This window comes from Luteibacter sp. 9133 (assembly GCF_000800155.1).
In the GTDB taxonomy this organism is placed as follows: Bacteria; Pseudomonadota; Gammaproteobacteria; order Xanthomonadales; family Rhodanobacteraceae; genus Luteibacter; species Luteibacter mycovicinus.
On sequence record NZ_JUHO01000001.1, the window covers coordinates 77,445 to 99,151 of the forward strand.

At 64.8% G+C, this 21,707-nt stretch carries 16 protein-coding genes; 7 read left to right on the forward strand and 9 right to left on the reverse strand.

Features of this window, described 5'->3' with window-relative positions:
- Window positions 1-47 precede the first annotated feature (47 nt).
- Both FA87_RS00250 and FA87_RS00255 read left to right on the forward strand, forming a co-directional pair.
- The gene (locus FA87_RS00250; RefSeq protein WP_052191047.1) at window positions 48-1,265 is read left to right on the forward strand and encodes an NAD(P)/FAD-dependent oxidoreductase; all 1,218 of its coding nucleotides are present in this window, start codon (window positions 48-50) and stop codon (window positions 1,263-1,265) included.
- Between the two features lie 42 nt (window positions 1,266-1,307).
- Window positions 1,308-2,339 carry a L,D-transpeptidase gene (locus FA87_RS00255; protein ID WP_156128465.1) on the forward strand — a complete coding sequence of 344 codons (1,032 nt, stop codon included), beginning with the start codon at window positions 1,308-1,310 and terminating at the stop codon, window positions 2,337-2,339.
- Between the two features lie 11 nt (window positions 2,340-2,350).
- Here the strand turns inward: FA87_RS00255 and FA87_RS00260 are convergent, their stop codons facing one another.
- From FA87_RS00260 to FA87_RS00275, 4 genes are all read right to left on the reverse strand, one after another.
- Window positions 2,351-3,121 carry a DNA/RNA non-specific endonuclease gene (locus FA87_RS00260; protein WP_043691570.1) on the reverse strand — a complete coding sequence of 257 codons (771 nt, stop codon included), beginning with the start codon at window positions 3,119-3,121 and terminating at the stop codon, window positions 2,351-2,353.
- Window positions 3,122-3,243: 122 nt separating this feature from the next.
- Window positions 3,244-4,146, reverse strand: coding sequence for a LysR family transcriptional regulator (locus FA87_RS00265; protein WP_043691573.1), 903 nt, complete (start codon window positions 4,144-4,146; stop codon window positions 3,244-3,246).
- Between the two features lie 19 nt (window positions 4,147-4,165).
- Window positions 4,166-5,293, reverse strand: a complete 1,128-nt coding sequence (locus tag FA87_RS00270; RefSeq protein WP_043691575.1) for a Fic family protein — start codon at window positions 5,291-5,293, stop codon at window positions 4,166-4,168.
- 101 nt (window positions 5,294-5,394) lie between these two features.
- Window positions 5,395-8,457 (reverse strand): sensor histidine kinase, encoded by a 3,063-nt coding sequence (locus FA87_RS00275; RefSeq protein WP_043691578.1) that lies wholly within the window; start codon window positions 8,455-8,457, stop codon window positions 5,395-5,397.
- A 124-nt stretch (window positions 8,458-8,581) separates the two neighbouring features.
- Between FA87_RS00275 and paoA the strand changes: the two genes are divergently transcribed.
- Genes paoA through FA87_RS00295 form a run of 4 tightly spaced genes read left to right on the forward strand, consistent with a single transcriptional unit; the run spans window position 8,582 to window position 13,150 of the window.
- Window positions 8,582-9,214, forward strand: a complete 633-nt coding sequence (gene paoA, locus FA87_RS00280) for an aldehyde dehydrogenase iron-sulfur subunit PaoA (protein ID WP_197056525.1) — start codon at window positions 8,582-8,584, stop codon at window positions 9,212-9,214.
- Window positions 9,211-10,161 (forward strand): xanthine dehydrogenase family protein subunit M, encoded by a 951-nt coding sequence (locus FA87_RS00285; RefSeq protein ID WP_036116749.1) that lies wholly within the window; start codon window positions 9,211-9,213, stop codon window positions 10,159-10,161. Before paoA ends, FA87_RS00285 begins: the two co-directional genes overlap by 4 nt.
- A 3-nt stretch (window positions 10,162-10,164) precedes the next feature.
- Window positions 10,165-12,363: an aldehyde oxidoreductase molybdenum-binding subunit PaoC gene (gene paoC, locus FA87_RS00290; protein ID WP_043691581.1), complete on the forward strand. Its 2,199-nt coding sequence runs from the start codon at window positions 10,165-10,167 to the stop codon at window positions 12,361-12,363.
- A gap of 7 nt (window positions 12,364-12,370) precedes the next feature.
- Complete coding sequence (locus FA87_RS00295; protein ID WP_043691584.1) at window positions 12,371-13,150, forward strand: YkgJ family cysteine cluster protein; 780 nt, start codon at window positions 12,371-12,373, stop codon at window positions 13,148-13,150.
- A 13-nt stretch (window positions 13,151-13,163) separates the two neighbouring features.
- On the opposite strand, the gene FA87_RS00300 is transcribed toward FA87_RS00295, so the two are convergent.
- The 5 genes from FA87_RS00300 to FA87_RS00320 all read right to left on the reverse strand — a co-directional run bounded on the left by FA87_RS00300 (window position 13,164) and on the right by FA87_RS00320 (window position 19,253).
- Window positions 13,164-14,921: a GGDEF domain-containing protein gene (locus tag FA87_RS00300; RefSeq protein ID WP_052191048.1), complete on the reverse strand. Its 1,758-nt coding sequence runs from the start codon at window positions 14,919-14,921 to the stop codon at window positions 13,164-13,166.
- Window positions 14,918-16,675, reverse strand: a complete 1,758-nt coding sequence (locus tag FA87_RS00305) for a GGDEF domain-containing protein (RefSeq protein WP_239709137.1) — start codon at window positions 16,673-16,675, stop codon at window positions 14,918-14,920. Before FA87_RS00305 ends, FA87_RS00300 begins: the two co-directional genes overlap by 4 nt.
- An 84-nt stretch (window positions 16,676-16,759) precedes the next feature.
- Entirely contained in the window at window positions 16,760-17,092 is a 333-nt protein-coding gene (locus FA87_RS00310) for a hypothetical protein (RefSeq protein ID WP_043691587.1), read from the reverse strand.
- A 108-nt stretch (window positions 17,093-17,200) separates the two neighbouring features.
- Window positions 17,201-18,046 (reverse strand): SAM-dependent methyltransferase, encoded by an 846-nt coding sequence (locus FA87_RS00315; RefSeq protein ID WP_052191050.1) that lies wholly within the window; start codon window positions 18,044-18,046, stop codon window positions 17,201-17,203.
- A 169-nt stretch (window positions 18,047-18,215) separates the two neighbouring features.
- The gene (locus FA87_RS00320; RefSeq protein WP_081996409.1) at window positions 18,216-19,253 is read right to left on the reverse strand and encodes an alpha/beta hydrolase; all 1,038 of its coding nucleotides are present in this window, start codon (window positions 19,251-19,253) and stop codon (window positions 18,216-18,218) included.
- A 49-nt stretch (window positions 19,254-19,302) separates the two neighbouring features.
- Here FA87_RS00320 and FA87_RS00325 point away from each other — a divergent pair, with 49 nt between their 5' ends.
- Window positions 19,303-21,675, forward strand: a complete 2,373-nt coding sequence (locus FA87_RS00325) for a DNA polymerase II (RefSeq protein WP_043697023.1) — start codon at window positions 19,303-19,305, stop codon at window positions 21,673-21,675.
- Window positions 21,676-21,707: the final 32 nt, after the last annotated feature.

Below are 21,707 nucleotides of genomic sequence, written 5' to 3' on the forward strand. Positions count from 1 at the left end.
GTGGACATTTCGTCGTGTATCCTCACGTCATCGGAAGGAAGGGACGCATGAAGATCGGCATTGTGGGCTACGGAACGGCGGGGCAGGCCAGCGCCATCCTCTTATCGGAACGCGGGCACGACGTGACCGTTTTCGAAAAGAGTCCGTCGCTGGGTCCCGTGGGCGCGGGATTTCTGTTGCAGCCGACGGGCCTCGCCGTACTGGAACGGATGGGCCTGCTTCCACGCGCGCTCGCACTGGGTCAGCGTATCGACGAACTCCACGGCGCCACGCCACGCGGGCGGGCGGTCATGGCCATGCGCTATGCCGATCGTCGTGCGGATTGCTTCGGCCTGGGTATGACGCGCGGCGCGCTCTTCGAATTGCTGCGCGAGGCGCATGTCGGCGCAGCTCAGGTACGCACGGGACATCGTATCGTTGCGTACGACCCGACGGCGGGGACGATCCGCGACGAGGCCGGCGCGGTACACGGCCCCTATGACCTGATGATCGCAGCGGATGGCGCGCATTCCGCCTTGCGAACACACTGCGAAGGCAACGTTCGCCGCGAACGCATGTATCCATGGGGCGCTGTGTGGTGCCTCCTGCGTATCGACGACTGGCATTCGCCCACACACCTGCTGCAGCGCTACGCGGGCACGAAATGCATGATCGGCATGCTCCCCGTGGGTGAACGGCCAGGGCACGAGGGGCGCTGGGTCACGTTCTACTACAGCCTTCCCGGAGACGCGGTCGAACGGTTCGACGATGGTGCCATCGATGGGCTGAAGGCGCAGGTCGCCACGCTGTGGCCCGAGCTCACACCGCACATCGCGCATCTGGACCGGGCGGAACAACTCAATCGTGCCCGCTATCGCGACGTGGTGCTGCGTCAGCCTCATCGCGGCCGCCTCGTCGTCATCGGCGATGCGGCGCATGCCATGAGTCCGCAACTCGGGCAGGGCGTCAACATGGCGCTGCTGGACGCGGCGGCCCTCGCCGAGTGCCTGGATGAGCAAGCCGATGTCGGGCAAGCGCTCGAGGCGTACCGCCGCCAGCGCCACGCGCATGTCCGCATATATCAGCGCATGAGCCGCTGGCTGACCCCGCTGTTCCAGTCCGATTACACGGTGCTCGCGTGGTGGCGCGACCTCTGCTTCGGTCCGCTGGGCAAGGCCCCCGGCGCTCGCCGGCCCATGCTCAGCATCCTCACCGGCGAAGCGGGGCATCGGCGGCGGTCACCCGCTACAAGCGGGACCAAACCGTCGCCATTACATTCGGGCTAGATATATATTCCGCCACTGGGGCGCGGGAAACCGGAAATTCGCATGAAACGTGTGCTGCTGACCATGGCGTTGTCCTTGTCGCTCGCTTCGACGGCCACGGCGGCCGTGCCGGTGTGGGGTGCGAAGCAATCCAGCGCGGCCGATGTGCCGCCGTCGCAGCTGAAACCGGGCGAATGGATATGGGGTGGGCGAGATGCCTCACCCGGGCCCATGGCCGTGATCGTGAGCCTGACAGAGCAGCGCGCGTACGCGTATCGCAACGGCATCCTCATCGGTGTCAGTACCGTGAGCACTGGAAAAAAAGGCTACGAGACGCCCACCGGCGTGTTCACGATCCTGCAGAAGGACAAGGACCACCACTCCAAGAAGTACGACAACGCACCGATGCCGTACCAGGAGCGCCTTACCTGGGACGGCGTCGCCCTGCACGCGGGCGGATTGCCGGGTTATCCCGAATCGCACGGCTGCGTGCATCTTCCGACGGAGTTCGCGCGGTTGCTGTTCGAGTCGACCAACATGGGCATGACCGTGGTGGTCGCGAAGGAAGGCACCGCGCCCGTGACCGTCGTCCACCCGAGTGCGGTGATCCCGATCGATCCGCGCAACGGCGCGGACCTCGATCTGCCACCGCTGGCCGAGGGCGAGCCATACCGCTGGAATCCCGATGCCTCGCCCACGGGGCCCATCTCGATGGTGCTCAGCGTGCCGGACGGCCGCGTCGTGGTCTTCCGCAACGGCATCGAGATCGGTCGCAGCCGCGTGGAAGTCAATGACCCGTTGACCGGTACGCATGCCTTCATCGTCGGGCAGGGCTATATGGCCGATACGCCGAACCGCGCGGGCCTGCGAATGCCCAACTGGATCACCATCGGCATCCCCGGGCACGGCGACGAAGCGGGCAAGGTCGTGGATGACGCCCTCGCCGACCGCGTCGCGGTGCCGCGCGAATTCATGGAGAAACTGCTGCCGCTATTGACGCCCGGCTCCGTGTTGCTTGCGACCGACGAAAGCATGTCGCCGGCGAGCACGGGCGGGAAGGTCGAGGTGATCGACTCAAACCCGCCGGGCGTCTGACGCGAAGCGCTTCAGTTGGGCAGCGGCAGCGAGATCGCCTTGCTCTTCACCGTGGCGCTCAGCGTCGGGAACGGATCGATACCGGTTTCGTCGATGATCGTGTCGACCGACACGACCGCGCAGACCGGGGCGTCGACGTTGGAGCAGCGCCATACGGCGGCGCCGCCTTCGGCCGGAATGTAAACCGCCTTCCAGGTGTAGTTGGGCACGATGACGGCATCCGCGCCGATCGTATCGGGCGTGGGGCCATCGAAGGCGGGGCCCGTGACGACCCAGGCCTCACCGTCTTCCGTCACCAGCGTGCGCAGGCTGGTTTCGATGCGCTCCCACTTGCCCGTGTTGAGCGTGTGGTTCTGCGGCACCATGTTCGCGAGCGAGAAGCTCTGCTTCTGCGCCGCGGCGTTGGGCTCATCGCCCGACGGTGTCATGTGGCCACGGTCGTATCCACTGCCCTTGTAGTCGGCCAGCTGGGAGCGATCCTCCTCGGGAATGGCGGTTTCCGCGTGGAACGCGTCCTTTCGCGGCGTGTTCTGCGCATCGGCGATCTGAGCGGCGGTGAGGTGTTCGGCGGACCAGAGCGGCCCCTTGGTGACGCCCGATGCGATCAATGCATAGGCATCGTTGCAGACGACGGTGGTGCGTTCGGCGAGCGACGTGTCGATGAGGTCGGGCGCCTGTTCCCCCTGAAAAAACTGTGGGCAAGCGGTGTCGGAAGCGTGGACCACACCGGCGACGGTGAAGACGACGACGGCGCAGAGTACGCGTGCGAAGCGATCGAGCATGTTGATTCCCCAGGCGATTGGAGATTTCCCCTGTTCGCGAGCGGTGTCATTCTTGCCACGTCAGATGACGTGCGTGGGACACCCGTATGCTGAAAGTGGGATGCGCGTCCCACTTCGGGAGGTCATTCGCAGAATCCGTTCTCGCCGATCGCTTCGCTGAGATAGGTCACGAAAGACGCGATGCGTGCCGAAATCGCGGTATTGCGGTAGTACACGGCGTTGATCGGCTGGCGAAACTCGGTACGGTGTTGCGGCAGTACTTCGACCAGCCGGCCCGCGGCGCGATCCGCGTGCGTCATGAAGTCGGAGAGGCAGACGATGCCGTTGCCTTCGATCGCCAGCTGACGAAGGGTCTCGCCACTCGCGGCACGGATAGTCGGTTTGATGCGTACGGGTAAGTGCTTCTCGTCGAGCAGCGGCCACTCGTTGAGCGACTCGGGCTCGGTGAAGCCGAGCAATGAGTGCTTCGGTAGATCCGCGGGCGTGCCTGGCTCGCCATGGCGAGCGAGATAGGCCGGACTGGCGAGACAACGTATCTGACTCGTTCCGATCGGTCGCGCGTGCAGGGTGGAGTCCTTCAGACGCCCGATGCGCAAGGCCACGTCGGTGCGTCGCTCGAGCAGGTCGATAAAGCCTTCGCTGCTGAGCAGTTCGAGCTCGACGTCGGGAAACCGCTCGCGATAGCCCGCGATCAGCGGTACCACCACGTGCAACATGAACGGCGTGGCGGCATCGACGCGCAGCCGGCCCGCCGGTCGGCTCTGTCGCGTCGCCATCTGCTCTTCCGCGTTTTCGACGGCGGCGACGATCTCGCGGGCACGTTCGAGAAACGCCTCGCCCTCATCGGTGAGTTCCAGCCGCCGTGTGGTCCGGCGCAACAGCGTGGTCTTCAGCTTCTGCTCCAGCCGTGCGAGCGTGCGGCTCGCCGCGGACACGGTCTGGTCCAGTTGCTGCGCGGCGCTGGTGATCGACCCGGTATCGACGACTGCGATGAAGTTCTGGATTTCGTCGAGGGTGATGTTCATGGCTCTGCTTATACCCGAGTCAGGGGATGGCGTAGCGCGTGCTGCGGCCACCGCCCGGAAGACGGACGAGGCAGCCCTTATCGAGCAGCTCGGCAAGGTGACGCGTGGCGGTGGCTTTGGAAACCCCGACGACCGCGCCGTACTGCGACGCGCTGATGCCGTGCGCGAATCCGCGCTCACCGCCATCGAGCAGGCGGTTGAGCACCTTGACCTGCTCCGCTGAGAGATGGTCGGCCCGATGCCGGTTCCAGAAACGGGCCTTCGCCAGCACGCGGTCGATCTGTGCGAGGGCACGCTCCAGGCTGTCCTTCAGCGTGGTCAGAAACCAGAGCAGCCATGGGGTGATGTCCAGCCCGCCCTTCTGGCTCGCTTTGAGGATGTCGTAATAGCCCTGCCTGTCGGCCAAGATGCTCACCGACATGGCATGAAAACGAATCGCCTCATGGCCGGCTTGTGCGAGTGCCAGATCGGTGAGCGCGCGGGTCAGGCGGCCGTTGCCATCGTCAAAAGGATGCAGGGTGACGAACCAGAAATGCGCGAGGCCTGCACGCAGCAGCGGATCCAGCGTGCGGTCCTCGCGGCTGGCGTCGAACCAGGCGAGAAAGGCGGTGAGCTGCTCTTCGAGGCCATCGCGGGGCGGCGCCTCGAAGTGAACGATGGGGCGATCGATCCGGCCCGAGACCACCTGCATCGGCTCCTTGCCGCGCAGCTCACCCACATGAATACGCGACGGGAGCATCGAATCGCCCGTCGGAAAGAGCCAGACATGCCAGCGAAGCAAGCGAGCCATATCGAGTGGGGAGTCGTACCCGTGCGTTGCGTCCACCATCAACGAGGCGAGGCCCTCACTACGTGGCGTCGCGCCCTTGGTATCGGTGACCACGCCGAGCCGTCGCGCGAGTGATGAGCGGACCGACGCCGCGTTGAGCGTCTCACCCTCGATGGCGGACGAGGTGATGACGTTGCGGAGCAGGCTGTCGAGTTCTTGAGAGGCTTCGACATCGTCAGCCACCGTGCCTGCAAGTCCGAGCAGTTTGCCCTGCAGCAGATGGCATTCGCGCAGCTGTGTGGACAGCGCCTGTTCGTCCCAGTGGAAGGTGGGCCATCCGGATTGCTGCCAGATCCAGCGGGGCGAGTACGATGTCATGAGCCGATTATACGGCCTATTCGGCTCACGAAATGAGCCGAATAGGCCGACTATTCGGCTCATGAGCCTATTATGTCCGGGTAGAACGATGGCGGCGAGGCTCAACTATCGCGATGCCGCCGTGCCCGTCGTGCCCGCCATGACGACCGCCATCGCGGGAGTATTCCGGCAGTGCCGTGCAGGTACGCGAACCGCGCAGGCACGGCGAGGCGTATCTCGGTGCCGCGAAGCGGCGCCGTGCGCAGGGTGAATCGGGCACCGATGTGCGCCGCGCGTTCGCGCATCCCGATGACACCGAAGCGCTTGTCCTCGTGCGGTACGACAACGCTTTCCAGAAAGCCCACGCCATCGTCGTGCACCGCCACCTGCAGGACCCGTCGCGAGAACTGCAGCGACACCGCGATGATCCGCGCGTGGCTGTGCTGAATCGCATTACCCAGTGCTTCCCGCACGATGCTGTAGATCTCGTCCTGCACCAGGCCGTTGACGTTGCGGGGCTTGCCTGAGACATGCACGACGATGGTCTCGTCCATGTCGCGGGCGAGCATGGCCAGACGGTCCGCGAGCTCGCCACCCGACGTGCGTCCCGAACGCAGACCCTGTACGCGATCGCGACCCTCGACCAGCAGATGCTCGGCGCGGTCGATGGCCCGCTCCAGCGCAGCACGCGATGCGTCGTCGTCGGACAGGCGGTCGACCAGCGCCTGGAAGCGAAGGACCAGCCCTTGCGCGCCTTGCAGCAGCGTGTCGTGCAGCTCGCGGGCGATGCGCTCCCGTTCGTTGTGGCGTTCGTTGAGGCGCAGCCGCAGCTGGCTGGTCAGCGCGCCGACACGCCAGCGATGCACCGACCATATGAAAGCGCCGAGCACGAGCACGCACAGCAGCTTGAACCACACGGATTCGATGAAACGCGGCAGCACTTCGATGTCGACCGTCTCCGCGCGATTCCAGCGCACGCGGTCGTACGAGGCCTCGACGATGAACGTATAGCGTCCCGGCCGTAATTGCCCGTAGGACGCCTCGCGACGCGATCCGGCGTCGTGCCAGCCCGCGTCTTCGCCGTCCAGCCGGTAGCGGAACGTCACGCCATTGGGATAGCCCGGGGCGATGGCGGTATAGGACACATCCAGGTCGCGGCTCCGTTTCATGACGACGACGGCATCGGGATCGAAGCTCTTGCCGCCGGACACGATGCGACGGATGACCGTGGGCGGCGGCGGCCGTGGCGCTGGCTGCCGCGTGGGATCGAGCCAGGCCAGGCCTTGCGCGCCGGCGAACCAGAGGCGGCCGTCACGCGACGCAAGGGCGGTGGGCAGCGGACGCACGAGTTGCGCGGGGCCGCCCAGACCATCTTCCATCGTCAGCGGGTCGACATGCGCGGGACGCTCCGGATGAGCAAGCACCGCCCGCCACTCGCTGCGCGTAAAGTGTGTGACACCGGCCGTACCGTAGATCCAGATGCCGCCGTCCTTGCTCTCGACGATGCCGGTGGCGGAATCCAGCGCGCCCGCCCGGTCGGGCACGACGCGCACGAACCGGTCGCCGTCCAGGAAGGTAAGCGCGTGCTCGGCTGCGACCACCAGATGGCCGTCCACACTGGCGATCGCCGTCACCGGACCCAGTCCAAGGCCCTGGTCGGCGCCGTACCGCGTCAGCTTCGTGCCGTCCAGCAGGGCGACCGACCCGTCCAGGTAACCGAACCACGGTCGCCCCTGGCGGTCCACGTGGATGAGTGCGGGGGCCAGTTCGGGGAACGCGGCGATCTGCGCCGCCGGCACCCACCCGTCGTCGTCCAACGCGAAGACACCCATCAGACGCATGGAGATCCACAGGCGACCGGCACCGTCCCGCGCGATCGCCTGCACGATGGCGTCGCGCGACGCGGCACCGCGTGGCAGGTCGACGGCCACGGGTCGCCCGTCGCGCATGCGCCACAGCTTGCCGGTGCCACCGAGCCATACCGTGCCATCGGTATCGCGAAACGCACTGACCACCGCGCCGCCGAAGCCGGACAGCGCCACCGGATCGGGCGTCAGTGCCCAGAGGCGGTCCATGTGCACGCTACGCGCCGATGTCCCCGTAAACACGCGGCCGTCGCCATCCTCGACCAGCGCGAAGTAAGACTCCGTGCTGGGAAAGCGCACACGCGCGAGCCAGCTGTCGCGGAAGCGGTCGACGCCCATCTTCGTGCTGACCCAGACGTCCCCGTCGCGGTCTTCCATCAGTGTCATCGTGGCCTCGGAACTCAGGCCCGCCGATTCGCCGAACGTCTGCGGCACCGAGGCGTCGAATCCGTGAATACCCTCGCGCTGCACGTCCTGCCAGCTGCCACGGCAGAGGTCGGCGGCGCAGGCCACGGTCCAGAGGTTGCCGTCGCGGTCGAACGTCACCGTATCGCTGTTCGCGCGCCGCTCCTGGTCGACGGCATGGGACTTGCCCCAGTCGCCTTCCGCGAGACGTACCTGACCGCCGCCATGGTCGATGACCACGATCCGGCCCTGCGGTCCGCGCAACAACATGCCGCCGCCGTGAGGCGAAAGCTCGATACGTTCGAAGTGCCGTGCATGCGGTGCCAACCGGTAGAAGCCCGCCGGCGCGCCGATCCACAGCCCGCCGCGACCGTCGTCGAACAGCTGCTTAGGCCTGTCGGGCACACCCCAGCTAGCATCGACGTGCTTCCAGCGCACGCCGTCGAAGCGGAACAAGCCGACTTCGGTCACACCCCATATCGCGCCGTCACTCGCCGAACGCATACCGAGCACGACGACGCCGTGCGGCAATCCATCCGCCTGGTCGTATAGCGTGACGGCGCCGTGCCGGAGGCGCGCGACGCCGCCATTGGCGAGTCCGACCCAGAGGTCGCCGCCGGGCGCGGCGAACAGGCTCCACGTCGCGTTGGTCTCGTTGGACATCGGTGGCAGCAACGGCACTTTCTCGAACGAGAAGCCGTCGTAGCGATACAGCCCCGCCGGCGTGCTGAGCCACAGCCAGCCATCCTCGGTCTGCGCCATGGCAGTCGCGCCGGCGGGCGCGCCGTCTTCGCCGCGCAACGCGGTGTGCTGCAGCTGGGCGAGCGTGCGCGTGGCGTCGGTCGCCCTTGCGCTATATGACGCGCTACATAGCGTCAGGCACGCGAGAAGCGCCACCGCTTTCATGAAACCCATACATCGCGTCATTCGAAATTTGTTATCAATCACAGGACATTTTACGCCTTAACATCAGGCGAGTAAGGCAGGCCATCCCGGTCGATCGCATCGACACTGACAGAGGCCCACCCAAGTGGACACAGTGAACGCACCAAAGCTTTCCCGCCGCACCTTCCTCAAGTTGGGTGCGGCCACCGCCAGCGCAACCGCCGTACCTCCCCTCGTCGCCAGGGCCGCGACGCCGGCACCGCCCCGGCAGCCGGTCACGGCAACACTGTCGATGCACGTCAACGGCAAGCCGCAATCGCTGACGCTGGATACGCGCACCACTCTGCTCGACGCCTTGCGCGAGCATCTGCACCTCACCGGTACCAAGAAGGGCTGCGACCATGGTCAGTGCGGCGCATGCACGGTCATCGTGGACGGACGCCGCATCAACAGCTGCCTGACCCTGGCGGTGATGCACGAGGGCGCAAAGGTCACGACCATCGAAGGCCTCGGCACGCCGCAAAAGCTTCACCCGATGCAGGCCGCCTTCGTGAAACACGACGGCTACCAATGCGGCTACTGCACGCCCGGACAGATCTGCAGCGCCGTCGCCGTACTCGACGAAATTCACGATGACATTCCCAGTCACGTGAGCGGCAGCCTCACCACACGGGCCACGGTCAGTGCGACCGAAATTCGCGAACGCATGAGCGGCAATATCTGCCGTTGCGGCGCGTACTCGAACATCGTGGAAGCGATCACCGAAGTCGCGGGGAGCAAGGCATGAAGCCCTTCACGTACGAGCGTGCCACCAGTCCCGCCTCCGCCGCTGCCGCCGCGGCTCGCCAGCGCAATACCAAATTCATCGCTGGCGGCACTAACCTGCTCGATCTAATGAAGCTCGAGATCGAGCAGCCCGAGCATCTCATCGACGTCAACGGTCTCGATCTGGATACGATCGCGGCGACCGAAGAAGGTGGACTGCGCATCGGTGCACTGGTACGCAATACGGATCTTGCCGCCGATACACGCGTGCGGCGTGACTATGGTCTGCTGACGCGCGCACTCGTCGCGGGTGCGTCGGGCCAGCTGCGTAACAAGGCTACGACGGCCGGCAATCTGCTGCAGCGGACGCGTTGCCCGTATTTCTACGACACCAATCAGGCATGCAACAAGCGCCTGCCGGGCAGCGGTTGTGCCGCCATCGGTGGCTTCAGCCGGTCGCATGGCATCGTCGGTGTCAGCACCTCCTGCATAGCGACCCATCCGAGCGACATGGCGGTCGCCATGCGGGCGCTCGATGCCACCGTCGAAACCGTTCAGCCGGACGGCAAGACACGACGTATCCCCATCGCGGACTTTCATACGCTGCCCGGTGCGACACCGCACATCGAGAACGTGCTGGCGCCCGGCGAGCTGATCACCGCGGTGACACTGCCAAAGCCGCCAGGCGGCACGCATATCTATCACAAGGTACGCGATCGCGCGTCGTACGCATTCGCGCTGATTTCCGTCGCCGCCGTGGTGCAGAAGGATGGCAGCGGCCGTGTGGCGCTGGGCGGTGTGGCGCACAAGCCATGGCGCGTGGAGGCGGCCGAGGCGGCGATGCCGCAGGGCGCGAAGGCGGTCACTGCAACGCTGCTTGCCGGCGCGCAACCGACCGGGGAGAACGCGTTCAAGATTCCGCTGGTGGAGCGCACACTAAGCGCGGTACTGGCCGAGGCGAGGGGCTGAGCCATGAAATTCGATAAACCCGCCACGACCAATCCGATCGATCGCATGAAGGTCGTCGGCCAGCCGCATGACCGGATCGACGGACCGTTGAAAACGACCGGCACGGCACCCTACGCCTACGAGCAGCATGCCGCCACGCCGGACCACGCCTACGGTTACATCGTGCCCGCCGCGATCGCCCACGGCCGCATCGTCAACATCGACACCAGCGTCGCGCGACGGGCGCCAGGCGTGCTCGCCATCGTCACCGCGGCCGACGCGGGAAAACTTGGCAAGGGCAAATACAACACGGCCACCTTGCTGGGTGGCCCGGAGATCCAGCACTACCACCAGGCGATCGCCGTCGTGGTCGCGGAGACCTTCGAACAGGCGCGCGCCGCCGCGTCGCTAGTGCATGTCGATTACGCGCGCACGCCGGGACAGTTCGATCTGGCCGCGATGAAAGACGGTGCCATCAAACCGGACGATCCCGACGCCGACACCTCGCGGGGCGATTTCGACGGGGCGTTCGCCGCGTCGCCGGTCAAGCTCGATGCGACCTATCGCACGCCCGACCATGCGCACGCGATGATGGAGCCCCATGCCTCCATCGCGAAGTGGGAGGGCGATAAGCTCACCCTGTGGACATCGAACCAGATGATCAACTGGGGTAAGGGCGATGTCGCGCTTACGCTCGGCATCCCCAAGGAAAACGTGCGTCTGATCTCTCCGTACATTGGCGGTGGCTTCGGCGGCAAGCTGTTCGTCCGTTCCGACGCCCTGCTCGCCGCGCTGGGCGCGCGAGCGGCCCGGCGTGCCGTCGCGGTCACCCTGCCGCGTCCGGTCATGTTCAACAACACCACGCATCGCCCCGCCACGATCCAGCGTATTCGCATCGGCACGGACACGGCGGGGAAGATCCAGGCCATCGCCCATGAAGGCTGGTCGGGCGATCTGCCCGGTGGTGGCCCCGAAACGGCCGTCCAGCAGACGCGCCTGCTCTACGCGGGTGCCAACCGCATGACGGCGACACGTCTCGCCGTGCTCGACCTCCCCGAGGGTAACGCCATGCGCGCGCCGGGCGAGGCGTCCGGCCTGATGGCGCTCGAGATCGCCATGGACGAGATGGCCGAGAAGCTGAAGATGGATCCGGTCGAATTCCGCATCCTCAACGATACCCAGGTCGACCCCGAGCATCCGGAGCGCCCGTTCTCCCAGCGGCAGCTGGTCAAGTGCCTGCGCGACGGTGCCCAACGGTTCGGCTGGAGCAAACGGAGCCAGACCCCGGGCAGCGTACGTGACGGCCGCTGGATCGTGGGCATGGGCGTCGCCGCCGCCATCCGCAACAATCTGGTGATGAAGTCCGGCGCACGCGTTCGTCTGGGGAAGGACGGCCGGGCCACCGTCGAAACCGACATGACTGACATCGGCACGGGCTCGTACACGATCATCGCGGCGACCGCGGCCGAGATGCTCGGGCTGCCTCTGGACGCCGTGAACGTCACGCTTGGTGACTCGTCCTTGCCCGTATCGTCCGGTTCCGGCGGACAGTGGGGCGCGAACAGCTCGACGGCCGGCGTCTATGCGGCCTGCGTCAAGCTGCGCGAAGCCATCGCGGCAAAGCTGGGTCTCGATCCCGCCACCGCTGTGTTCGAGAACGGCCACGTCGCCGCCGGCGGCCGCACGCTGCCGCTGGCACAGGCCACGCGCGACGGCGAACTGGTCGCGGAAGACACCATGGAATACGGCGACCTCGCCAAGAAGTACCAGCAGTCGACCTTCGGCTCGCACTTCGTCGAGGTGGGTGTCGACGCCGCGACGGGTGAGATCCGTGTGCGGCGCATGCTCGCCGTCTGCGCGGCGGGGCGCATCCTTAACCCCAAATCCGCGCGCAGCCAGGTGATCGGTGCGATGACCATGGGCGTGGGCGCGGCGTTGATGGAAGAGCTGGTCGTCGACAAGCGCCTGGGTTTCTTCGTCAACCACGATCTGGCGGGCTACGAGGTTCCGGTGCATGCCGATATCCCGCACCAGGAAGTCGTCTTCCTCGACGAGGCCGATCCGATCTCGTCACCGATGAAGGCCAAGGGCGTGGGCGAGCTGGGTCTGTGCGGTGTCGCAGCGGCGATCGCCAACGCCGTTCACAACGCCACCGGCGTACGCACTCGCGAATACCCCGTCACGCTGGATAAACTCCTCGACCGTCTCCCTGCGATGTCCTGACTGAGCAATGGTCCGGTTCGACTGCACGATGTGTGGCCGCTGCTGCCACGGCCTCCGCCTGCCACTGAGCCTGGCGGAGGCCGTGGGCTGGTTGCGCGACGGTCACGAGGTGCAGCTCTTCTGCGAAGCCATTCCCTGGCCGTCGGAACCGTCCGACGACAACCTGCCCGCCATGCACAAACGGCGACGTTCGTTTGAGGCAACGAGCGGCTCCCTGCCGATCCGGGTCATCGTGACGCTGATGGCGTCGTTCGACGGGCCGTGCCCCAACCTGCTGCCGGACAAGCGCTGCGGTATCTACGACCGCCGGCCGGCGACGTGCCGTATCTATCCCGCCGAGGTGAATCCGTTCATCGCGCTGGATCCTCGAGCCAAGCTCTGCCCGCCGGAGGCCTGGGAAGGCGAGACGCCGATCATCGCGGACGACGGGCGCTGGGCCAATGCGGACCTTGCATCGACGATCGTGTGTTCGCGCGATGCCGACGCCTACGATGCGGCACTCAAGCCGCGGCTGTGCGCGATGCTCGGCTGCGCGACGGCGGCGTTGTCCAACGAGGGCATGGTGATTCATTCGCCGTCGCGCGAGGCGCTGCTCGCTGCGCTCAACGCGACGCTCGGTGCCGATGGCGATCGCTTTCCGGGCGACGACACGTCATGGCAGCTGGTGACGAACCGGCAGCCCACCCATGATGCGCTGGCCGAGATCGGCGCATCGCACGCGTCGCCCGCCGGCATGGCGGTCGCCGGACTCGACTATCTCGGATACTTCGCCACGGACCTCGTCTGATGGCGCCGCACGTTCAGGGCGACCCGTCGTCTGGCTCGGGATCGCCGTCGACGACGACACGGTTTCTGCCCTCGCCCTTGGCACGATAGAGCGCGGTGTCCGCGGCACGGCAGAGGCGCTGCACGTCGTAGCCGATGGTATCGGTACAGGCGACACCGACGCTCGCGGCCAGCGTGACCGAACCGTCCTCGGTCGACATAGGGTTGCCATGGACGGCGGATCGCATGCGCTCGGCCACGGCTCGGCCCTGTTCGCGTGACGTGGCCGGAAGCACCATACCGAACTCCTCGCCGCCCAGTCGCCCGAACAGGTCGGCCGGCCGAAGCTGCGCCTTGCACACCTCGACGGCGTGCTTCAGGGCCGCGTCGCCCACGGTGTGGCCGTAGGTATCGTTGACGACCTTGAAGTGATCGAGGTCGAGCGTGACGTAACAGGCGGTCGCCTGTCGCCGCTTCAGCTTACCGAGCATGCGCTCCATCTCGCCGATGAAGTGCTGCTGGATGAAAATTCCTGTCAGGCCATCGTGGGCGGAGAGACGTTTGAACCGAAGCTGCGACCGTCTCAGCCTGACCATCCAGAGTCCGAGCGCCAACAGCGCAATGACCATCAAGGCGATATGCAGCCGGCTCATCTCCAGCGCCTTTTCGTCCAGCTCGCCCTGCAGCCGCAGGATGTCGTTCTCCTCGATCAGTTGAGCCGCCTGCATGCGCTGTGCGAGCACGCGCTGGCGTGCCGCCTGATAGGCCATCGCCCGTGCGTTGACATCGTGGCGAAAGCTCTGTTCCTGCCTGACGTATTGCTCGTGGTACCGGAGTGCCGCAGCGGCATTTCCGGACGCCTTCTCCACTTCGTAGAGCACCTGGTACGCATCCCTGAGCCACTCGTTGAAGTCGCCAGGGTGACTCATGGTGACGGCTTGCAGTGCCCAGCTTCGCGCTTCCGCGAGGTTACCCATCTGCTGGTACGCCTGGCCACGATGCTTGGTCATCGCCACGAGCGCGGGAAAGTAACCGCTCGCCCGAATGGACGGTTCGATCCGGTCGAGCACCGCCATTGCCTTCGTCGGCGCGCGCTCGGCGATGTACATGTCGACAAGGATGAGGGATGCCGCGTTTCCGATCACCGGCTCGCCATTCGCCGTACAGCTGGCGGTGGCTTCCGCGAGTTCGGGACTCGTCGACGTCAGTCGCTTGAGGCCCTCCAGCGCGGCGGTCTTCATGTACAGGGCCGGGCAGGGCGATTCGCCGGGCGGTGTCGCCGGTACCATCATCTCGGCGTATTTCAGCGCGAGGTCCTGCTGTCCGGCGAAATTGAGCGTCTGCGAAAGGTGCGACAGCAGGGTGAAGCGTGCCTGCGGATCCGTGACGCGAGGGAGCATGTCTGTCGCACGATTCGCCTCGACATAGGCATCGGCATAACGCGCCTGAAGCACGAGATTGTCCATCAGCAACGCCGTGGACTTGGCGACAAGCGCGGCATCACCCGAGTGCGCGATGATCTCGCGGAAATCGGCTTCGGAGGCCGGATAGTGCCCCTCGAACATGCTTTCCCAGGCATCGTTGTAGCGCAGTCGCCACGTCTGCTTCGGGTCCATCTGCGGAAGATCGTGGTGGAGCTTCTCCAGCAGCGTCACGAAGCGGGCGTGATCCTTCAGTCGAAGCTTCTCCGCCTGCATCATGCGCGTGTCGATGTCACCTGGTGAGGCGGCGGCCACAGCCACGCCGGAACAGGCCAACAGAACGAACAGCACAAAGCACAAACGACCGGTCATGCGGTGCCGCGGCGAGCAGGCAGCCCGAAGGGAAGAGGAAGCGGAAGGGTAGCCGTGTCGCCCGTATCGCCGTGGATCACAACGCGATTGCGACCGGCACGCTTGGCCTGGTAAAGCGCCGCATCGGAAGCGCGACACAGCGGCGAGAGGTCGTAACCGATCCTCTCGGTACTGGCGAGGCCCATGCTGGCCGAGAACGGAACCACCAGATCGTCGATGATCAGCGGGGACGCCTCGAACGCCGCGCGAAGCTGTTCGGCGATGACCATACCCTGCAGGCAAGGCGCGTCCATCAACAGGACGCCGAACTCTTCGCCCCCGAGCCGGCCGAATATGTCGGCGCGACGAAGATGCGACTTGGTGATCGCCACGGCATGTTTAAGGACGGCATCGCCTACGGCATGGCCGTGCGTGTCGTTCACTTGCTTGAAATGATCGAGGTCGAACGAGACAAGGCAGCCGTGGCCCCGGCGCTTCTCCAGCGTACGCAATGCACGCTCCGCCTCGGTCATGAAGTGCTGGTGGTGGAAGATGCCGGTGAGGCCGTCACATGCGGAGAGCCACTTGAATCGCAACTGCGAACGCTTGATGCGAACCATCCAGAAGACGATGGAAAGCAACGCCAGCACCAGCATGGCGATGTAGAGACGGCTGGTCTCCACCGCCTTACCGTCAAGGTCCTGTTGCAGACGCAGGATGCGGTTCTCCTTGCTGAGGCCCTCGGTTTCGAGTTTTTCGGTGAGGAAGTGCTGGCGTGCCGCCTCATAGGCGACGTTCCTCACTCTCGCGTCCCGAAGGTAACCCTGATCCTGAGATACGTAGTGTTCGTAGTACCGCAATGCGTCAGCGAAATGGCCCTTTGACTTTTCGATCAGGTACAAAACGCGATACGCGCCCCTCAGTGCGTCATCGACGTCGCCGGGATGGCCCATGTTCACGGCTTCCAGTGCAGCATTTCCTGCTTCTGAGAAATTGCCTAGCTGGAAGTAGATCCTGGCGCGCTGGGTTGCCACGCTCATGACATGAGGGAAGTATTGCGTCGCCTTGATGGTCGGTGTGAGGCGATCCACGACAGCCATCGCCTCCGGAAACTTTCCCTCATCGACAAGGCGGTCGATCAGGATGAGAGACACCGTATCCGCATACACGGGTTGACCCGCGGCCGTGCAGATATCTATGGTTTTCAGAAGCTCGGGACTGCGGGAATTGAGCGATCGGCTGCCTTCCAGCGCGGCAACGCGTTCGACCAGAGCCTGGCACGGCGTATTGCCGGGCGGCACTTCGCTCACCATCATGTCGGCGTACTTCAGGCCGAGTTCCGGCTGACCTGCAAACGTGAGCATCTCGGACAGGTTTGCAAGGAGAACGAAGCGAGCGAGCGGATCTCGCACCTGCGGAAGGGTCTCGGCGGCACGCGTTGCCAGGGCGTAGCTTTCAGCGTACTTACCTTGCTGGCTGAGGTTGTTCATCAGTAGCGCGGTGGCGCGTGTTTCCAGCGTCTCGTCGGCAGAGTGCTCGATGACATCTCGAAGAACCAACTCGGCCTCCGGGTAGCGTCCTGCGAAATTGATCTCCCACCCGTCCAGAAAACGCAGATACCACTTGTCGCGGGAACTCAGGCGAGCCTCGTTCCTGTGCAGGCGTGCCAGCGCTTCGACGAAGCTGGCGTGATCCGACGTCCGTATGGCATCCACCCGCTCAAGCTGGTCGATGCCAGTTTCGTCAGCGACGGCCGGCATGGAAGCCGCCGGCATGGCCAGCACGCACAGTATGAATCCTGCCGAGAGTAGCCAGGAAAGCAGGCGCTGTGAGCACGTAGTGGCCATGCCGGCGACGGGTCAGCGCGGTGTGTCGGGATCGTTCGGCTGATCGGGTGAATCGTCACTGTCACCTTCATCATCATCCTCGTCATCGTGATGATCGTGATCGTGATCGTGATCGTGATCGTCGTCGTCGCCTTCGTGAGCGCCCGTCTGACTGTGGTGCTCGCCGTGCATCTTGGTCAGGCCCAGCTCTTTCGTCAGGGCGGTGTCATCGCCTGACACACTGAAGTCGCGCAAGCCCTGCGAAGCATCGTTCTCTTCGAGCAGTGATGCCAGCTCCTCCGGTGAGGCATGTCGGAGCGCGGCATTGCTGCCGATGGCCTCGAGCAAATCGATCGTATCGTGCATATTTTCCCCCTGTCTTCAAATCCGCGGCGACCCGAGCAGGCGCGCCGGTGACGCTTTCTTTCCGATGCCAGGCGCGATATCGGCGGCTCTGGCGCTTTCTTTAGCGCACTACACCGACGCAGCTATTTCCAGATCCGCGGCGTGCACGGCATCGAGGGCATCCAGGCGAGCCCGCATGGCGACATTCCTCTTCAGCGGTCCTGTCGGCGGTAGTACCAGTGTTTCCTGCCCCGTCAGTTCGACATTCGGGAAGTCGACCAGGGAAACCCTCTCGATACGCGTCGCCTCGACCGGAAGTGTCGCCGCACGATAGACGATGACCTGGTGGTCGGCAGGGTAGTCACGCAGCAGGCGTTCGACGAGGAGTTCGCGGTAAGGGCGCGGTGTGGTGAAACGCCCCAGCGACCGGTCTCCCAGCACGCCAAGCTGCCAGAGAATCACGTGGCCGGTGGTGTCCAGCGTTCGTTCGTAGAACAGCATCTGGCTGGCCTCTATATGCTGGCATCCCAGGCTTCCGGGATCGATCCCCAGGTCCGCATAGAGACAGTCTTCCGCTGACACCCCGGCCTCCATGTGGGCTTCGTAACCTTCGGCGCGTGCGAGCTGGATGACCTTATGAGGGGACCAGGCGAAGATGCCAGGGTGACCATAGAAGACGGCGCAGACGCGCTTGCCGGCCCGAACTTCGGCGATCATGAGTTCGACCCACTCCCGGTAGGTCTTCATGCGCGATTTGCCGGCGGAATAGTACTTCTGAAGGCTGCGCACATCCGGATGCATACGTTGCAGCCAGAGCTCCGTCACGTTGTCGGCGAGGGCCGCAAACACCACGTCCGCCTGCTCGATATGACTCCGCGACAGCGGCGTCAGATGCGAGCCCAGCGTGATACCCATGCCGACGCAGGCGATGCTGCCGCGGCGCTTTTCGGTCGGTGTCGTCAGGGATGTGTTCATGGCGTGATAGTAGGCGAAATTTCGGCAAGAGGCGTGACGTGAAATCGCGCAATTTGACGAACCGCGATCTCGGCGCAACGCTCGATCCAGCGGCGTTACTCGGTTTCGGCCCCGTACCTGTCGCAGGAACCTCCCGGGTCAGAAAAGAAGTCCATTTCGAATCATTTACTTAAGTGGAGCTCCCTTGCGGCGACAGGTGGATGCCGCCAAATGCTGGCCGACCTTGGGGCGAGAGCCAGCGTTCGCGAACAAACCTCGCCACCTCTCCGGCCAGTTCCCTGTCCTCCGGCGTCCCCATGAATCCCCCATGGGGCATAGCCTCGAACACATGCAACTCCACAGGCACGTTGGCACGGCGCAACAGTCGATGCATACGCACCGCGGTCGACAGGAACAGATCGCGCGTCCCGCTCTGCAGAAATACCGGAGGGAATCCTTGGCCGAAATCACCGAACAGTGGCGACAGGTAAGGATGAGTCAGGTCGGCGCCGCCGGCATACAGCAGGTTGTTCGGCATCAGCGACCCGGTCAGCATCACGTCGACAAGGCGATTGACCTCGAAGCTGTCACCCGACTCGGTGAGATCCAGCTCGGGCGACAGGAGTACGACGCCAGCCGGCAGCGGCAATCCTTCGTCTCGCGCCCGGAGCACGGTGGCGGCGGCGAGGTTGCCGCCCGCCGAGCGTCCGCCGATAACGATGTTGTGGGGCGCGTATTGCTCCAGTACATGGCGATAGATCGCCATGCAGTCGTCCAGCGCGGCAGGATAGGGATGCTCCGGAGGCATGCGGTAGTCCACTCCGTAGCAGCGCACACGGTGCAAGACGGCCTGCATCTGCGCGCCGACGCGGCACGCCTCTCCGCCACCGAATACCAGGGCGCCGCCGTGCAGGTCGATATAGGCACGCTCGGCGGAAGCCATGTCTTCCGGTGTGGCCACATGTACGGTGGCATCGCCGACGGTACGGGTCTCTACGCTGGCCTTGAGCGTGCCGGCGAGACCTTTCATGCCCGCCGCATATTGCCGGTCGGCGGCCGCCTTGACCTGCATCCAGGCATCGCGATCCTCAGGCGCTGGCATCACGTGCAGCGAATTCACCGGCATGCCCTGTGCATCGACCAGCCGCCGCAGCGCCGCCTGGGCCTCTTCGCTGATCGACCGGGGGAAAGGCACCACCCGCTCCGGGAGTTTTACGCCGTCGGTCATGCACCGACTCCGTTTCCGAAACCGCAAATGCTACCGCTACACTATTCCGGTGACCACGCCCCTCCAGAACGGCTACATCCTCACCCGCAACTGGCGTGACACCAAGGACGGCAGCGAGGTCGAACTGTGGGTCGCCACCGAGGCCGGTGCGCGTCGCATCGTCATCACCGGACAACGCAGCGTCGCTTTCGTGGCGGCGTCAGCCCGTGACGCTATCGAAGCGGTCGCGCGCAACGATGCATCGGTGGAACTGACACCCCTCCCGCTGAAAACCTTCGGCCAGGATCCCGTACTCGGCGTCTACGTCCGAGGCTACCGGACGATGCTCGCGCTGGAGAAGCAGCTCGCCGAGCGGGGTATCGCGCTGCACGAAGCGGATATCCGTCCGGACGATCGCTACCTGATGGAGCGCTTCATCACGGCGGCGGTGACGATCGAGGCGGAAGATGGCGACGCGGCGACGCTGGTCAATCCGCGCCTCCGTCCCGGCGACGCATACCGTCCCTCGTTGAAATGGGTGTCGCTGGATATCGAGACCAGCGCCGAAGGCGAGGTCTACTCCATCGCGCTGGAAGGCTGCGGCCAGCGGCAGGTCTACATGCTCGGCCGTCCGCAGGACGGCGATGCCGCGCCCGATGATTTCGACCTGGTATACGTCGACGACCGGTCGCAGCTCATCACCGCACTGAACAACTGGTTCCGGCACTACGACCCCGACGTCATCATCGGGTGGAACCTGATCCAGTTCGACTTGCGCCTGCTGCAGGCATGTGCGGACCGCTCCGGACTCGTGCTGACACTGGGCAGGGGTGGCACCTCGATCGACTGGCGTGACCATCGCAGGCGCGACAACTACGTCTTCGCATCCATTCCCGGACGTGTTCCCATCGATGGCATCGAAGCCTTGCGGTCGGGCTCGTGGAGCTTTGCCTCATTCAGCCTGGAAGCCGTGTCGCAGGAACTGCTCGGCGAGGGCAAGGACATCGACGATCCGTACAGTCGCATGGCGGAGATCGAGCGCCGGTTCCATGAGGACAAGGTGGCACTGGCCCGCTACAACCTGCACGACTGCGAACTCGTCACGCGCATTTTTGAAAAGACCCGCCTGATGGACTTCCTTCTCGAGCGCGCCAACGTCACTGGCCTGCAGGTGGATCGTTCGGGTGGCTCGATCGCCGCCTTCACGTACCTGTACCTGCCGCGCATGCACCGCGAGGGTTATGTGGCGCCGCGGATGGGCAGGTCCACCGGTGAGTCCTATCCGGGTGGCTTCGTGATGGACAGCCGTCCCGGCATCTACGATTCGATCCTGGTGCTGGACTATAAAAGTCTCTATCCGTCGATCATCCGGACGTTTCTGGTCGATCCCATCGGCCTCGTCGAGGGCATGCTGACGACCGACCCGACGGCCTCGATTCCCGGTCCGCTCTATACCCGCTTCTCGCGGACGACGCATTGCTTGCCGGGCTTGATCGCCCAGTTGTGGACAGGTCGGGACAAGGCGAAGCGGGATGGCAACACGCCGCTGTCCCAGGCATTCAAACTGCTGATGAATGCGTTCACCGGCGTGCTGGGTTCGCCGGACGCACGCTTCTTCGATCCCCGGTTGATATCGGCGATCACGCTGCGTGGTCACGAAATCATGCGGCAGACGCGCGCATGGGTTGAAGCCGAAGGTTACGACGCGATCTATGGTGACACCGATTCCATCTTCATCTGGCTGGGGCGCCGATACGGTGAAGCAGACGCACAAGCCATCGCCGATGGGCTGGTGTCACGCATCAATGCCGGGTGGGCTGCGAAGCTGAAAGCGGAGTTCGACATCGACTCGTTCCTCGAGATCGAGTTCGACACGCACTACCAGCGGTTTTTCATGCCGACCATCCGCAACAGCGAGATGGGGAGCAAGAAACGGTACGCCGGGCTGGTCGTCGATGATGACGGCAAGGAGGAGCTCGTCTTCCGCGGTCTCGAAACCGTACGCAGCGACTGGACCCCGCTGGCGAAGCGTTTTCAGCAGGATCTGTTCCGCAGGATCTTCCGCGGCGAGCCGTACGACGATTTCATCAAGTCCTACGTTCGCGACATGCGGGAAGGACGTCTAGACGGTCAACTCGTCTACCGCAAGCGTCTTCGCGGAAAACTCGATTCGTACGACCGCACCACGCCCCCGCAGGTTCGTGCGGCGCGCATGGCCGACGAGCACAATGCGCGGACAGGTCGGCAGCAGCAGTACCAGAACGGTGGCTGGATCCGTTACGTCATGACGCTCAACGGTCCCGAGCCGGTAGAATTAAGGCGCTCTTCCATCGACTACGAGCACTACCTCGAGCATCAGCTGAGGCCGATCGCCGACGCGATCCTTCCGCAGGTAGGTGGCCGGTTCGACGTGCTGGTGTCGCAGCAGAGCGAGTTGTTTTAGCCGCCGGCCGCGCCGCTCGCCGGAAGGCGCGC